Source organism: Bradyrhizobium sp. S3.12.5, from assembly GCF_040548225.1.
GTDB lineage: Bacteria > Pseudomonadota > Alphaproteobacteria > Rhizobiales > Xanthobacteraceae > Bradyrhizobium > Bradyrhizobium cytisi.
Map to the genome: position 1 here is coordinate 304,371 of NZ_JBEPRF010000005.1, position 12,941 is coordinate 317,311.

Annotated in this window: 14 protein-coding genes; 9 read left to right on the forward strand and 5 right to left on the reverse strand. The window is 64.2% G+C overall.

Annotated elements, in window-relative coordinates:
- Positions 1 to 47 precede the first annotated feature (47 nt).
- Together ABIC09_RS09425 and ABIC09_RS09430 are read left to right on the forward strand one after the other, a co-directional pair.
- Positions 48 to 1,220 (forward strand): MFS transporter, encoded by a 1,173-nt coding sequence (locus tag ABIC09_RS09425; RefSeq protein WP_354109084.1) that lies wholly within the window; start codon positions 48 to 50, stop codon positions 1,218 to 1,220.
- A gap of 88 nt (positions 1,221 to 1,308) precedes the next feature.
- Positions 1,309 to 1,698 (forward strand): hypothetical protein, encoded by a 390-nt coding sequence (locus tag ABIC09_RS09430; protein ID WP_354083799.1) that lies wholly within the window; start codon positions 1,309 to 1,311, stop codon positions 1,696 to 1,698.
- A 76-nt stretch (positions 1,699 to 1,774) separates the two neighbouring features.
- On the opposite strand, the gene ABIC09_RS09435 is transcribed toward ABIC09_RS09430, so the two are convergent.
- Positions 1,775 to 3,070 carry an alpha/beta hydrolase gene (locus ABIC09_RS09435; protein WP_354109085.1) on the reverse strand — a complete coding sequence of 432 codons (1,296 nt, stop codon included), beginning with the start codon at positions 3,068 to 3,070 and terminating at the stop codon, positions 1,775 to 1,777.
- Positions 3,071 to 3,435: 365 nt separating this feature from the next.
- On the opposite strand from ABIC09_RS09435, the gene ABIC09_RS09440 reads away from it, so the two are divergent.
- Together ABIC09_RS09440 and ABIC09_RS09445 are read left to right on the forward strand one after the other, a co-directional pair.
- Positions 3,436 to 4,800, forward strand: coding sequence for an APC family permease (locus tag ABIC09_RS09440; RefSeq protein ID WP_354109086.1), 1,365 nt, complete (start codon positions 3,436 to 3,438; stop codon positions 4,798 to 4,800).
- A gap of 14 nt (positions 4,801 to 4,814) precedes the next feature.
- Positions 4,815 to 6,011, forward strand: a complete 1,197-nt coding sequence (locus ABIC09_RS09445) for a hypothetical protein (protein ID WP_354109087.1) — start codon at positions 4,815 to 4,817, stop codon at positions 6,009 to 6,011.
- A 5-nt stretch (positions 6,012 to 6,016) separates the two neighbouring features.
- Here the strand turns inward: ABIC09_RS09445 and ABIC09_RS09450 are convergent, their stop codons facing one another.
- Together ABIC09_RS09450 and yidD are read right to left on the reverse strand one after the other, a co-directional pair.
- Positions 6,017 to 6,229 carry a hypothetical protein gene (locus ABIC09_RS09450; RefSeq protein ID WP_148750158.1) on the reverse strand — a complete coding sequence of 71 codons (213 nt, stop codon included), beginning with the start codon at positions 6,227 to 6,229 and terminating at the stop codon, positions 6,017 to 6,019.
- 92 nt (positions 6,230 to 6,321) lie between these two features.
- The gene (yidD, locus tag ABIC09_RS09455; protein WP_354109088.1) at positions 6,322 to 6,660 is read right to left on the reverse strand and encodes a membrane protein insertion efficiency factor YidD; all 339 of its coding nucleotides are present in this window, start codon (positions 6,658 to 6,660) and stop codon (positions 6,322 to 6,324) included.
- Positions 6,661 to 6,889: 229 nt separating this feature from the next.
- Here yidD and ABIC09_RS09460 point away from each other — a divergent pair, with 229 nt between their 5' ends.
- Positions 6,890 to 7,798, forward strand: coding sequence for a COG3904 family protein (locus ABIC09_RS09460; RefSeq protein WP_354109089.1), 909 nt, complete (start codon positions 6,890 to 6,892; stop codon positions 7,796 to 7,798).
- A gap of 16 nt (positions 7,799 to 7,814) precedes the next feature.
- Here ABIC09_RS09460 and ABIC09_RS09465 read toward each other — a convergent pair whose 3' ends face one another.
- A complete protein-coding gene (locus ABIC09_RS09465; RefSeq protein ID WP_148750161.1) occupies positions 7,815 to 8,270 on the reverse strand; it encodes an iron-sulfur cluster assembly scaffold protein in 456 nt (151 codons plus the stop codon).
- A 242-nt stretch (positions 8,271 to 8,512) separates the two neighbouring features.
- Here ABIC09_RS09465 and folE point away from each other — a divergent pair, with 242 nt between their 5' ends.
- The 4 genes from folE to ABIC09_RS09485 all read left to right on the forward strand — a co-directional run bounded on the left by folE (position 8,513) and on the right by ABIC09_RS09485 (position 12,235).
- A complete protein-coding gene (folE, locus tag ABIC09_RS09470) occupies positions 8,513 to 9,205 on the forward strand; it encodes a GTP cyclohydrolase I FolE (RefSeq protein ID WP_354083795.1) in 693 nt (230 codons plus the stop codon).
- 27 nt (positions 9,206 to 9,232) lie between these two features.
- Positions 9,233 to 9,655, forward strand: coding sequence for a phosphoribosyl-AMP cyclohydrolase (hisI, locus tag ABIC09_RS09475; protein ID WP_354037259.1), 423 nt, complete (start codon positions 9,233 to 9,235; stop codon positions 9,653 to 9,655).
- A 228-nt stretch (positions 9,656 to 9,883) separates the two neighbouring features.
- Entirely contained in the window at positions 9,884 to 10,900 is a 1,017-nt protein-coding gene (locus ABIC09_RS09480) for a lytic transglycosylase domain-containing protein (RefSeq protein WP_354109090.1), read from the forward strand.
- 159 nt (positions 10,901 to 11,059) lie between these two features.
- Positions 11,060 to 12,235: a DUF2336 domain-containing protein gene (locus tag ABIC09_RS09485; protein WP_354109091.1), complete on the forward strand. Its 1,176-nt coding sequence runs from the start codon at positions 11,060 to 11,062 to the stop codon at positions 12,233 to 12,235.
- A gap of 121 nt (positions 12,236 to 12,356) precedes the next feature.
- On the opposite strand, the gene ABIC09_RS09490 is transcribed toward ABIC09_RS09485, so the two are convergent.
- Complete coding sequence (locus ABIC09_RS09490; RefSeq protein ID WP_354109092.1) at positions 12,357 to 12,935, reverse strand: Hpt domain-containing protein; 579 nt, start codon at positions 12,933 to 12,935, stop codon at positions 12,357 to 12,359.
- Positions 12,936 to 12,941 lie beyond the last annotated feature (6 nt).

Here is a 12,941-nt window from a genome sequence, read left to right on the forward strand (position 1 = left end):
GAACGCCGCTCTTTAACTGCAGGTGCGTCTGTTCTACATGCACTTGCATGGAAAGTCCCCGCGCCGGCCGTTTCACGCCAACCGCCCTGATGCTTGGCAATCTCGTCACTGGTTGCTCGGTGCTGGCGCCTGCGGGGATGCTGCCGGAATTATCTGCGGGGCTCGGCATCAGCATCCATGCGGCCGGGCTGCTCATCACCTTCGGTGCAATCACGCTGTGCATCGGCTCGCCGTTGACGGCGTGGCTGACCAGCCGCATCGAACGGCGGGTCTTGCTCACGACCACGCTCGCGGTGCTCGCCCTTGGCAATCTCGCCTCGGCCTTTGCGCCCGACTATGCAAGCCTCCTCGTCATCCGCCTGGTGATGCTTGCCGTCGGCGCACTCTACACGCCGCAGGCTGCCGGCACGGCGGCGCTGATCGTGCCGGCGGAGCGGCGCGGTAGCACGATCGCCTATATCTTCCTCGGCTGGTCGTTAGCTGCCGCGGTCGGCCTTCCGCTGATCACTTTCATCGCCAGCCGCTACGGCTGGCGCGCCGCTTATGGCGAGATTGGCGCGCTCGGCTGCGTCAGCTTCCTGTTGCTGCTGGTGCGCCTGCCGGCCGGCTTGAAGGGCACGCCGGTTGACCTGAAAACCTGGAGCGAGGTCGGGCGCGACAGGATGATCCTGCTGCTGCTCGCGATCACGATGCTGCAGATGTCCGGACAGTTCGCAGTGTTCACCTTCATGGGCCCGCTGCTCAAGAAGCTGACCGAGGCGAGCCCGGATGCGATCGGCATAGTGTTCGGCATCTATGGGGTGTGCGGTTTTCTCGGCGTTGTGGTGGCGACCCGTATCGTCGACACATGGGGGCCATACCGAACCTCCTTGCTGTTCACGTGCCTGTTACTCGCGGGCATCACCGTGTGGGCGCTGAGCGCGGGCACGCTCGTGTTGATGGCGATCGCGGTGGCGATCTGGGGACTGGGCTTTGCCTCGACCAACTCGATGCAGCAGGTACGGCTGGTCGCGGCGGCGCCGCCGCTTGCGCCCGCAACCGTCGCGCTCAACACGTCAGTCCTCTATATCGGCCAGGCCATCGGCTCGGCCGTCGGAGGGCTGCTGTTTGCCCGCGATCTGCTGCACAGCACGGGTTTCGTGGCGGTCGGCTTTGTCGTGCTGGCGCTGGTCCTGGTGCTTGCGAGCCGTCCCCGGCCGGCCGTTGCCGCCCCGGGCTGAAGCAGGCATTTCCCCTGCAAGGCGCTTGGCAAACCGCGCGGGAGAGCGCTAGAAGGCCCGTCATGGGGACCAAAGAGAGTTGACTGAAATGAGGATGATTCTGGCGGTTGCCGCGGTGCTCTATTCAGCCTCCGCGTTTGCGCAGACCGACAAGCCACCGATGGTGGGGGACAAGCCGCTGGTGCAGGTCAAGCCCAAGGGGACCAAGACCGGCACCAAAGAGGCCGCCGCCAAGCCGGCTGCAGCACCCAAGGGCAAGCCGCAATCGATCGCGGCTCGGCTTCAGGCCTGTCTCGATACTGACGACGGCACCAAGGACCGGCTCAACTGCTACGACGCCATCATCCCGCCGACGCCCAAGCCGAAGCCGGCGAAGGCCAAGGGCTATGCCGATTGCCGGTTCTTCAAGGAAGAGGACGAGCGGCTGGCCTGCTTCAACGGCTTTGCCGAGAGCATTCCGAAGCTGCCCAAAACCTGAGATCAAGAGCTGAGGTTCGAGGGCCGGACGCCTGGTCGGCGATCCGGCTCAGCATCGCTCGTTCGCAAAGTTCAGACTAACGGCTTGGCGCGGAAGAGCTGGTGGCTGCAATGCGCGTCAGCGCCAGCGCCGGCGTTGCCGACATCTTCACCAGCACGTCCTTGAGCGGATATTGCGTCCACGCGCGGTTGACGTAGTCGCGGTGCGTAATGCCGTCGCCGGTTTCGACGAACACGACACTACCGGGACGCAAGGGTCCATCCATGTCCTCGGAAACACCGATGCCCTTCTGCCGCAACATGCTCATCAGCTCGCGGTCGCGCCGTGCGGTGTAGTGGGTGTAGGAGCTGACGAAGAAGCCCGAGCGGTGGCTCTCGATCCAAGATGCGAATTTGTCCATCTCGCCATAGACCGCATCGAGCAGCACGACGCCGCGGACGCGATCGCTGATGCCGCCGACCTCGAGGCTCCAGGCGGTCGGCAGGAAGCCGCCGCTATAGCCGACGATCACGATCGGCATATTGGCGAAGGCCCGCGCGCTGTTGGGATCGCCGGTCAGCTGCGCGAGGTGGCTGGCTGACTCTTCCATGAAGCGCTTGAGGCCACCGGGCTGCCAGAATTTTCCAGCGCTGGAGTCTGCGGCATCTACAGCCATCTGCGGCGCGAGCAGCACGGCATTGGCGCCGGAATCGGTGATCTGCTGCGGCACCAGCTGGCGGTCGCGCACGTCGCGCTCGAGCGTTGCGCCATTGCCGTGGAAGAACACCACGATCACGCCAGGCTTGCGCACGTCGAAATGCTCGGGGACGTGCATCAGCACACGGCTGTCGTTGTAGGTCTCGTCCTGCCAGAACACGCGCCCTGAGTAGCTGCGGTGGCCGCGGCGGTCGCCCTTGGAGATGTTGAGAAAGGGCGCGTCGGACGCAGGGTTGTTGCCGAAATAAGGGAAGGCCGAGGACTTCATGCTGACGAGCGCCGTCAGGTCGTCACGCGCCGGACGCTGGTAGGGGACCTGCGGCGCGAGCGAGGCGACCTTGTACGGTGCCTGCTCCGGCTGCACGGCGCGCTTGGGCGAGAAGTCCGACATCTGCCGTTGCAGGAAACTCTCGCTCGCCGAGGGGAAGCGCTCCCTGAACTGCGGGGCCGGGAAGCGATCCTCAAACGTGTCGCTGCTGGCGACTTGCGGATTGGTCTTGGGGACGGTCTGATTGACGACCGGGACATTGGCCTGCGAGTTCGCGGCGAGCGCCGCCGGATTGGGAGCTTGGCCGCATTGAACCAGCGTCAGCGACAACGGCACCAAGCCTGAGATCAGGGCGATCCGAAGCGCATGACCGCGCGCCCCGGACGCCTTGGTCCGGTCAGCGCGCATGTCTGCTCTCAATTTCGGAACGGCCCCGACCATCCACCCATGACCCCAAGTCACGACCCAAGTCACGTCCATCGGCAAACTTAAGACAATTGAGCCGAGTGGCGTTTAGGCGACGTTAAGTGTCCGGAGAAACTTCCCCACATCCGGAACGATCAAAAAAGACCACGCAATCGTGTCGCGATTGTGGGAGCGCCGCGCGTATTTCCGCGGCCGACTACGGCTTTATTGCTCGAACGCGGGCAAGGAAGGTGGCTAATTACCTATTTCAATCGCCTCATTTAGCCCTTGTTAACCCTGCTTGAATTGACTGGACCAATCTGCACGATGCCTCCGATGAGGCGCGACGCCTGAGGCTAAGGACCCAGATGACGGCATCAGATGCGGGAACCGCGCCCTGGACCGGGCGGCTGACCGGCGGCTCCGGGATCTCCGTTCTGGTCGCAACCGCGATCGTCGTTGCCGATATGATCGGGGTCGGCGTCTTCACGAGCCTCGGCTTCCAGGTCAAGGACATCCCCTCGGGCTTCTCGATCCTCGCGCTGTGGACGGTCGGCGGCATCGTCGCGCTGTGCGGCGTGTTCTCCTACAGCGAGCTGGGCGCGATGTTTCCCCGCTCGAGCGGGGAGTATAATTTCCTCGGCCGCGCCTATCATCCGGCCTTCGGCTTTCTCGCCGGCTGGGTTTCGGCGACGGTCGGCTTCGCCGCGCCCGTCGCGCTCGCCGCCATGGCTTTCGGCGAATATGCCAAGTCCGTCATGCCTGAGGTGCCGCCGATCCCGCTTGCGATCGGCGTGGTGTGGCTGGTGTCGATCGTGCAACTGACCGGCGTCAGGCACTCCTCGACCTTCCAGCTGATCTCGACCATCCTCAAGGTCGTGCTGATCGTCGCTTTCCTCGTTGCAGGCTTCGTCGTCGGCACGCCGCAGCCGATCTCGTTTGCACCCCACGCCGGTGATTTCGCCCATATCGTGAGCGCGCCTTTCGCGATCGGGCTCGTCTTCGTGATGTACTCGTTCTCGGGCTGGAACGCCGCGACCTACATCATTGGCGAGATGAACACGCCGCAGCAGAGCCTGCCGCGCGCACTGCTCGCGGGCACGCTGATCGTGCTGGTGCTGTATGTCGCGCTCAACGCGGTGTTCCTGTACGCGACGCCAATCAGCGCGTTGGCCGGCCAGCTCGACGTCGCAAGCGTGGCCGGCAGCGCCATTTTCGGAGGCCTCGGCGGCCGTATCGTCGGCGCCATGATCTGCGTCGGCCTGATCTCCTCGATCAGCGCGATGATGTGGATCGGCCCGCGCGTGATGATGACGATGGGAGAGGACATCCCGGCGCTGCACGTGTTCTCGAAACGATCGGTGAGGGGTGCGCCGGCCTATGCCATCCTGTTTCAGCTCGTGGTCGCCAATCTGCTGCTGTTCACGCGCAGCTTCGAGGCGGTGCTCGACTTCATCCAGTTCTCGCTGCTGTTCTGCTCGTTCTTCACGGTTGCCGGCGTCATCAAGCTGCGCATCACCGATCCCGACCTGCCGCGGCCCTATCGCGCCTGGGGATACCCATTCACGCCGCTCATTTTCCTGATCGTGACCGCATCCATGATGTACTACCTCTTGACCGAGCGGCCGGTGCAGTCGCTGTCGGGGATGCTCGTCATGCTCTCGGGCCTGTTGATTTATGCAGTTTTCCGCAGGCGGCCGGTCGCCGCTGCCACGTCACACAATCGCGAATAGACATGTTTCGACCCATGAGAATTGCGGCCGTCGCTCTTGCCCTTATGGCTGCGGCCATCTCGTCCACGCGCGCGGCCGAGATTACCTTCGACGACACTGCGCGCTTCCTCGCAGGCATGCAGCCTTCAGCGGACTCGCCGCTGGTGGCGCTCACCAGGGACCCGTCCTGGCAGCATCACGCCAAATTCTTCGACAGCGCCTTCGCCCAGCTCGAGCAGCGGCAGTTGTCGAAGATCCGGAACTGGTCGGACGTCAATCTCGCCGCGCCGCGGCCGACCATGTTCTACTTTTTCAGCGGCCCGGATTTCCTCTACGCCAACGCCTTTTATTCCAAAGCCAGCACCTACGTGCTGGGCGCGCTGGAGCCCGTCGGCGCGGTGCCGGATCTGACTAGGCTGCCGCGCGGCTCGGTCAATGCCGCGCTCTACAATGTCGAGCGCTCGCTCGGCTCGATCCTGAGCTTCTCCTTCTTCATTACCAAGCAGATGAAGGTCGACTTGCACGCCAACCAGGTCAACGGCACCTTGCCGATCCTCTACGTATTCCTGGCGCGCTCCGGCAAAACCATCCGCAACGTCGAGACGGTCGCACTCGACGACAAGGGCGGGGCGCACACGGGCAATGACAATCCTGGGCCGAATGCCACACGCGGGGTCCGCATCACCTTTGCAAGTGCCGACGGCGAGGCGCGCACGCTGTATTATTTCTCGACTGATCTCTCCAATTCCGGCGCGCGCGCAGCCGGCTTCCTGAAATTCTGCGAGACGCTCGGGCCCGGCAACAGCCTGCTCAAGAGCGCGTCCTATCTCTTGCACGGGGGCAACTTCACCGTCGCCCGCGATTGGCTGCTCGCCAACAGCGCGACCATCATCCAGGATGATTCCGGCATTCCGGTCGCCAACTACAATTCGCGGCAATGGCGCTTCTTCCCGTTCGGCCGCTATCTCGGGCCGATCGGCGAATTTCCCGGTCGTTACCAGGAGCGTTACGCCGAGCTGTTCACGCGCGCCCAGCCAATCGATTTCGGCGTCGGCTATCGCTGGCGGATGCATGAGTCGAACTTGCTGCTGTCGGTGAAAATGGCGGCGAGCGAAGCCGCGCCGGCCGCGGAGACGACTTCGTCCGCCGAGCCGCCGCCCAAGCCGCGACCGAAGCGGCCGCGTCCGCCCGAGCCGGTCCCACCGCCCGGGCGATTCTTCTGGTTCCGCTAGTCTAGCTACCAGTGCACGCTCTGGCTCGGCACGATGAATGCCGTCGTGCTTTGCGGCGTCGCAAGGCTTGTTGCCAGATACCAGCCGGATCCGACGACGAGCACGAGCAGAGCAATGATCGCGAGCACGTCGATGGTTCTGGGATCGTGATCCCTCGGATTGAATCCGGGATGCGGGCCTGGCCTGAAGCGAAAATGAGGGCTGATTTTCCAGCGCATTGTTGTTTCCTCCCTGGGGGAGCATCACAACAACGCGAGGGGAAAGTTCCGGTTCCGGTCAGGGCAGTAATGCGCAAAGCACCGCAGCATGCTTACGGGGCGTTCACTCCGCGCCAGCGGCCGTACCGCCAGGGCAGGTACCAGCGCGCACTCTTCGGCACGGCGAGGGGCACGTTGTCGATACCCGACGTGCCGAAGGGATTGCAGCGCAACAGGCGCGCGAGTGTGATCCAGCCTCCGGCCCAAAGTCCGAACCTCTCGATTGCCTCGTCGCCGTACAGGGAGCAGGTCGGCAGGTGTCGGCAGTTGTAGCCGACCAGCGGCGACAGCGTGTGTCGATAGAGCCAGATCAGCGCGCGACCGAATCTGCGCGGCAGCCGCAGCGCTTCAGTAACAGGAGTGGAGCAGTGCTCGCAGGCTGAGTGCTTCATGTGCGCTGTGTCGCCATCGTGAGCGCCCGGTTGCGCAGTTCCAGCGCAGGGAACAGCAAGTTGTTGTGTCCACGCCATAGTTTGCCTGCTTTCTGGGAGCAGTGCAGCAAGTACCTATGGACGATCTGTATTCCCCCGGATACCATTTTGGTGAAGTTCATGTGAGATTCATTGGAACGTCGAAACGGGGTTTGCCTGATTGCTTTTGGGGCTTGGGGAAGGAACGAGTTTGAAAGTTCTGAAGTCGCTCAACCTTCGCGGCTGGTTGCTGGTTGGAACCGCCGCTTGTGGTGTTGTGTTGGCGGGCGCCGTCGCGGCCTTTGGCTCGTCGGCCAGCGCTGGCGTCTCGCTCGAAGAGCGCAAGCTGCCGATGAAGTTTGGCTGGGTCGCCTGCGAGCCCAATTGCCGCGGCTGGGTCAGCGCGGTCGGCATCATTACTGCTGATACCCCGAAGGACTTTGATGACTTCGCCCGTGGACGCCAGCTCGGCGGCGCCACCGTTGTGCTCGACTCCAGCGGCGGTTCCGTCAACGACGCGATCTCGCTCGGCCGCCGCTTCCGCAATCTCGGCCTTCTCACCACCGTCGGCATCACGCAGCAGGGCGGCGGCGGGCAGGGTGCCCGTCCGGCGGTCGCCTCGGAAGCCTATTGCGAATCCATGTGCGTGTTCCTGCTGCTGGCCGGCAAGAAGCGCTACGTGCCGGAAGCGGCCCATGTCCGCGTCCATCAGATTTGGATGGGCGACCGGGCCGATGATGCCAAGGCCGCGAGCTACAGCGCGCAGGATTTGATGATCGTGGAACGCGACATCGGCCGGCTCGCCAAATACACCTTTGACATGGGCGGGGCGGGGGACCTGCTGTCCCTCGCGCTCAACGTGCCGCCGTGGGAAGATTTGCACGAGCTGGATACAGCCGAGCTGAAGCTCACCAATCTCGTGACGACCAATCTGGTGGCCGACGTGCTGCCGCATGTGGATATCTCGGCGCCTGCGGTGGCCGAGCTTACGCCGAAGACGCAGGCAAGGTTCGGCGAGGAACCGGAGCCGCAGCAGCCTGCCAAGTCGACCAAGACGGCGGAAGCCGTGGTGCCCACCGGTGGCGCGGTGACAGCACCGGCGGCGCCGTCGCAGAAGTAAGAGCCCCAGTCTGGTCTCAGCCCTGCGCGGTGGCCGGCTGCATTGCCTTGGCCTCGATCTGGCCGATCGCATCGACCACGGCATCGAAGGTCAGCAGCGTCGAGGCGTGACGCGCCTTGTAGTCGCGGACCGGCTCGAGGAATTTGATTTCCTCCCATTTGCCTTCGGGAGGCGAGCCATTCTCTTTCAGCATCTTGCGAACGGTTTCGCGTAACTCACGGAGTTCGCTCGCGGTCGAGCCGACCACGTGACTTGCCATGATGGATGAAGAGGCCTGTCCCAGCGCGCAGGCCTTCACGTCATGCGCGAAGTCGGTGACGGTGTCACCCTCCATCTTGAGGTCGATCTTGACGGTTGAGCCGCACAGCTTGGAATGGGCCGTGGCGGTGGCATCGGGGTCCGACAACCGCCCGAGGCGCGGAATATTTCCGGCCAGCTCGATGATCCGCTTGTTATAGATGTCGTTCAGCATGTGATGGAGTCCAACACTGACCTGCCGGATCGGCCTTGGCGGGCGCGGTCCACGGCCCTATATAGGGGCGGAACTGGCGGAAAAACAGTCCGGCGGTGCGTCGGCGATGATCCAGATCCGCTTGCCGGCGTTATTGCCAAGAAACCTCTTTCGCCAAATACTGTTCTCTCCAGGCGTCCGGCGGCTTGTCCGCCCCGTCTGCCGGTGACACTCCGGCCGCAAGGCCGTCGAACGGAGTAGACATGGACGCTACAATCAAATCCATCCGCCCGAACAAGCCCTCTGACAAGCAGCTCGAGAGCCGCCCGGCGGAGCTCGATCCTGCCGAATTCCTTGCGGCCGCCGTCCGCGCCGACCAGCCGCGTCCCGCGCGTGCCGAGGCGGAAGCTGCGGTGAAGACGCTGCTCGCCTATATCGGCGAGAACACCGGGCGCGAGGGCCTGCTCGACACGCCTCGCCGCGTCGTCGAGGCTTTCGACGAGCTCTATCAGGGCTACCACCAGTGCCCGGCCGAGGTGCTCGACCGCACCTTCGGCGAGACCGCCGGTTATGACGACTTCGTGCTGGTGCGTGATATCGAGTTCACCTCGCAATGCGAGCATCACATGATGCCGTTCTACGGCAAGGCGCACATCGCCTATACGCCGGTGGAACGCGTCGTCGGCCTGTCGAAGCTCGCGCGCCTGACCGACATCTTCGCCCGCCGGCTCCAGACCCAGGAGCATCTGACGGCGCAGATCGCAGCCGCGATCGACGAGATCCTGAAGCCGCGTGGCGTTGCTGTCCTGATCGAGGCCGAGCATACCTGCATGTCGGTGCGCGGCGTCGCCAAGCATGGCGCCTCGACCTTCACCAGCCGCTATACTGGCATGTTCCGCGACAACCCGGCGGAGCAGGCCCGCTTCCTGTCCATGGTGCGAGGCATGACGCGCTGACCTCGCGGATAACTGGCGAGGTTTGTCGTGTCCGCTCACTCCCGCGAGATCGAGGAAGGCCTGTCCTTCCTCCCCAAGTTCGATGCCGCCGGCCTCGTGACCTGCGTGGCGACGGACGTCACCACCGGTGACGTGCTAATGGTCGCGCATATGAATGACGAGGCGCTGCGCAAGACCATTGCCACTGGCGAAGCCTGGTACTTCAGCCGCTCGCGCAATGCCTTGTGGCGAAAAGGTGAGACCTCAGGTCAGACCCAGCGCGTGGTCGAGATCCGCACCGATTGCGACCAGGACGCCGTCTGGCTTCGCGTCGAGCAGATCGGCGCGGCCTGCCATACCGGGCGCAGGTCCTGCTTCTATCGCAAGGTCGAGGCCGAGGGCGGCGGTGCAAAGCTCGTCTTCGTCGACGCTGACAGGCTGTTCGATCCGAACGCAGTCTACAAGAAATAGCGAGCTGTGATTCCCGGGCGCGCGAAGCGCGAGCCCGGAATCCGTTCTACGGCATCACGCGCGGTTAGATGGATTCCGGGCTCATCGCTACGCGATGCCCCGGAATGGCTCGGGGACGGGCAGCCCCCCGAATTAACCCCGCATTAACCATAACTGTCCCACGGTGAGGCGATCAGGCGTCCGAATTGCCGGCGCCGCTCAAACGCCGCACGGGCCCGTCACGCCATCATGTCGGTCGACAATTCCAGTGCCTCGCAGACGGCCGCATCCGACTCATCGCGGCGCGTTGCGGGCGCGATCAAGCAGGCTTCGAACCAGACCGGCGTCAGCTTCGAATACATGCTGACCACCGCCAAGATGGAATCGGATTTCGATCCGTCGGCCGGTGCCACCACCTCGTCCGCCCACGGTCTCTATCAGTTCATCGACCAGACCTGGCTCGGCACTGTGAAAGAGGCGGGTCCGCAGCTCGGCTATGGCAACTATGCCGACGCCATCAGCAAGACCTCGTCCGGCACTTACGCCGTCGACGATCCCTTCATGAAGCGCACGATCATGAAGCTGCGCGACGATCCCGAGGCCGCTTCCAGCATGGCGGCGGCGTTGACGCAGTCCAACAGCTTCAAGCTCACCGGTCTGCTCGGCCGCAGGCCGTCCGACAGTGAGCTCTATATGGCGCACTTCATGGGCGTCGGCGGCGCGGCGAAACTGATCGCCAATGCCGAGGACAACCCGCAAGCGGTCGGTGCGCGGCTGTTTCCCAATGCGGCATCCGCCAACCGGTCGATCTTCTACGCCAAGGATGGCCGCGCGCGCAGCGTCTCCGAAGTCTATTCGGTGCTGAACGCGCGCTATGCGAGCGCCTCGAATGCGAAATCCACGCGCAGCGCGATGGCGATGTATGGTGACACGCCGTCGACCACGCAGGTCGCCGCCGCCAACGGCGTGCAGACCACCGTGCCAATGGTCAATGGGGCCGCCTATCTCCAGACCTTTCCGGATGCGCGTGGTGTGACGCCGGTGAGCGCGACATCGTCGGCGACGGTCGCCGACAACACGCCGATCACGCCGGCATTCCGTTCGATCTATCAGCCCGGCGATGCGACGCAGCCAGTCTCGACGACGGTGCAGAAATTGTGGGGCAACAACGCCTCGCTCACTTCGGTCGCGTCGACAACGCCCGACGTGCGGCCGCCGCAGCCGCTTGATCTGTTCAGCGATCGCAGCGGCACGTTCTCGAGCTAGCGCGCTATCGCGCCCTTGGGCTGCTTCCAGCCCTTAACAAATCATCAATAAAACCAGCCAGTTATGGTGAACGCTTTGTTAAGCGTCGTGGTTTATTTTGTGTTGCAGGTGACAGGCCGTCACCGTTTTCTTTTTTTCGTTGCGTAAGCCGGAAGCACCATGATTGTTCGGCAGTTCATTAATTGGATCAGGACCGCGCCCGCCGGTGAGCGGGCGGAGGCAACGCGGGCGTTGGCCCGGGCCTGGCTGATCTCGGATCTTTCTCACGACGACCGTGTCGCCGCCGAGGGCGCGCTGCTGATGCTGCTCGACGATCCCTCGCCCCTGGTGCGGCAGGCGATGGCCGAGGCGTTTGCGCGCAGCACGGATGCGCCGGCGTCGATCGTGCGGGCGCTGTCGGCGGACCAGCCGACCGTGGCGCTGCCCGTACTCGAATATTCGCCGCTGCTGATCGATGCCGATCTCGTCGACATCGTCGCGACCGGCAACGACGAGGTGCAATGTGCGGTCGCCCGCCGCATCGCGCTGCCGGTCTCGGTCTGCGCCGCCATTGCCGAGGTCGGCTGCGCGGCCGCCGCACTGGAGTTGATCGAAAATCCCCACGCCGAGCTGGCACCGTTCTCGTGGAACCGCATCGTCGAGCGTCACGGCCATCTCGCCGCGATCCGCGAGGCGATGCTGGTGCTGGACGACATTCCTGCCGCAACGCGCGCGGCACTGGTGGCAAAGCTTTCCGAGACGCTGGCACAGTTCGTGGTGGCGCGGAATTGGCTGAGCGCCGACCGTGCCGAACGCATGACGACCGAGGCGCGAGATCGGTCCACCATGAACATTGCGGCGCGCTCGCGCGGCGACGACATGCAGGGCCTGGTGAAGCATCTGCGGATCACCGGCCAGCTCACCGCGGGCCTGATCCTGCGCGCGCTGCTGTCGAGCAATCTCGAGCTCTTTGATGCGGCACTTGCCGAATTGGCCGATCTGCCGCTCGCGCGCGTCTCCGCGCTGCTGCACGACCGTGGCGGCAACAGCATGCACGCGCTGCTTCGTCGCGCAGGCTTACCCGAGGCGACGTTCGCAGCGTTCCAGGTCGCGCTTGATGCCTGCCACGAGCAGGGCTTTGTCGACACCGACGACACCGCGGCGCGCTTGCGCCGGCGCATGGTCGAGCGTGTGCTCACCCATTGCGAGACCGACCGCGGCGCCACCGAGCCGCTGATGGTCCTGTTGCGCCGCTTCGCCACCGAATCCGCGCGCGAGGAGGCGAGGTTGTTCTGCGACGAGCTGGTTGCGGAAGACACGATCGATCCGGTGTACGACGACCTGATCGCAGCGTAGTTCAAGCCGGACCCGCAAACTTCGTCATTGCGAGCGCAGCGAAGCAATCCAGAGTCTTTCCGCGGAGGAATTCTGGATTGCTTCGCTGCGCTCGCAATGACGAGAGGAGAGAGCGGAGTCGTTACTCCGCCGGCGCGATGCTCGGCGCCAGGATCACTTCGAGATGCTCGGGGCGGTCGCGGTTGACGCCGGCGAGATAGTCGTCGGCGACCTTGCGCAGACGGCGGCTGAGCTCGGCGGAGATGCTGATGCTGTCGAGCTTGGTGTTCTCGTGCACGATGGCGAGGATCGCGTTGATGTGGTGCGTGAACAGTTCGGCCGGCACCTTCTCGAGATCCGGCGCGTGCTCGATGACGCGGCACAGGCTCTCGGCAACTCCCGCCGCGGCCGGAAAGCCGAACGTGGCGGCGTCGCCCTTGATGTCGTGCGCGGCGTGGAACAGCTCGTCGCGCCGCGCCTTGGTGAAGCCGTCGTTGCGGATGGCGACGTAGGCAGACGACAGCCGGTTGACCTCGGTCGTCATCCAGCTCTTGAACTCGCCGGACAGATCGGCCAGCGCCTGCTCGGCGCGTCCGATCGGATCGTCCAGGTCCTTTTCCTCGACCCGGCGCAGAACTTTACGCAGCGGATTGGGCTGCGTGATGATTTGATGCGTGGCGAAGGCCGTGACCTCGATGTCCTTTGCGCTGTTCTTCGCCATGATGCC

What these genes read in the sequence shown, in the direction of transcription:
- ABIC09_RS09425 (WP_354109084.1), top strand. Translation starts at nt 48, where the DNA reads ATGGAAAGTCCCCGCGCCGGCCGTTTCACGCCAACCGCCCTGATGCTT.
- ABIC09_RS09490 (WP_354109092.1), bottom strand. Translation starts at nt 12,935, where the DNA reads ATGGCGAAGAACAGCGCAAAGGACATCGAGGTCACGGCCTTCGCCACG.
- folE (WP_354083795.1), top strand. Translation starts at nt 8,513, where the DNA reads ATGGACGCTACAATCAAATCCATCCGCCCGAACAAGCCCTCTGACAAG.
- ABIC09_RS09480 (WP_354109090.1), top strand. Translation starts at nt 9,884, where the DNA reads ATGTCGGTCGACAATTCCAGTGCCTCGCAGACGGCCGCATCCGACTCA.
- ABIC09_RS09450 (WP_148750158.1), bottom strand. Translation starts at nt 6,229, where the DNA reads ATGCGCTGGAAAATCAGCCCTCATTTTCGCTTCAGGCCAGGCCCGCAT.
- ABIC09_RS09430 (WP_354083799.1), top strand. Translation starts at nt 1,309, where the DNA reads ATGAGGATGATTCTGGCGGTTGCCGCGGTGCTCTATTCAGCCTCCGCG.
- ABIC09_RS09440 (WP_354109086.1), top strand. Translation starts at nt 3,436, where the DNA reads ATGACGGCATCAGATGCGGGAACCGCGCCCTGGACCGGGCGGCTGACC.
- ABIC09_RS09435 (WP_354109085.1), bottom strand. Translation starts at nt 3,070, where the DNA reads ATGCGCGCTGACCGGACCAAGGCGTCCGGGGCGCGCGGTCATGCGCTT.
- ABIC09_RS09465 (WP_148750161.1), bottom strand. Translation starts at nt 8,270, where the DNA reads ATGCTGAACGACATCTATAACAAGCGGATCATCGAGCTGGCCGGAAAT.
- yidD (WP_354109088.1), bottom strand. Translation starts at nt 6,660, where the DNA reads ATGAAGCACTCAGCCTGCGAGCACTGCTCCACTCCTGTTACTGAAGCG.
- ABIC09_RS09445 (WP_354109087.1), top strand. Translation starts at nt 4,815, where the DNA reads ATGAGAATTGCGGCCGTCGCTCTTGCCCTTATGGCTGCGGCCATCTCG.
- ABIC09_RS09485 (WP_354109091.1), top strand. Translation starts at nt 11,060, where the DNA reads ATGATTGTTCGGCAGTTCATTAATTGGATCAGGACCGCGCCCGCCGGT.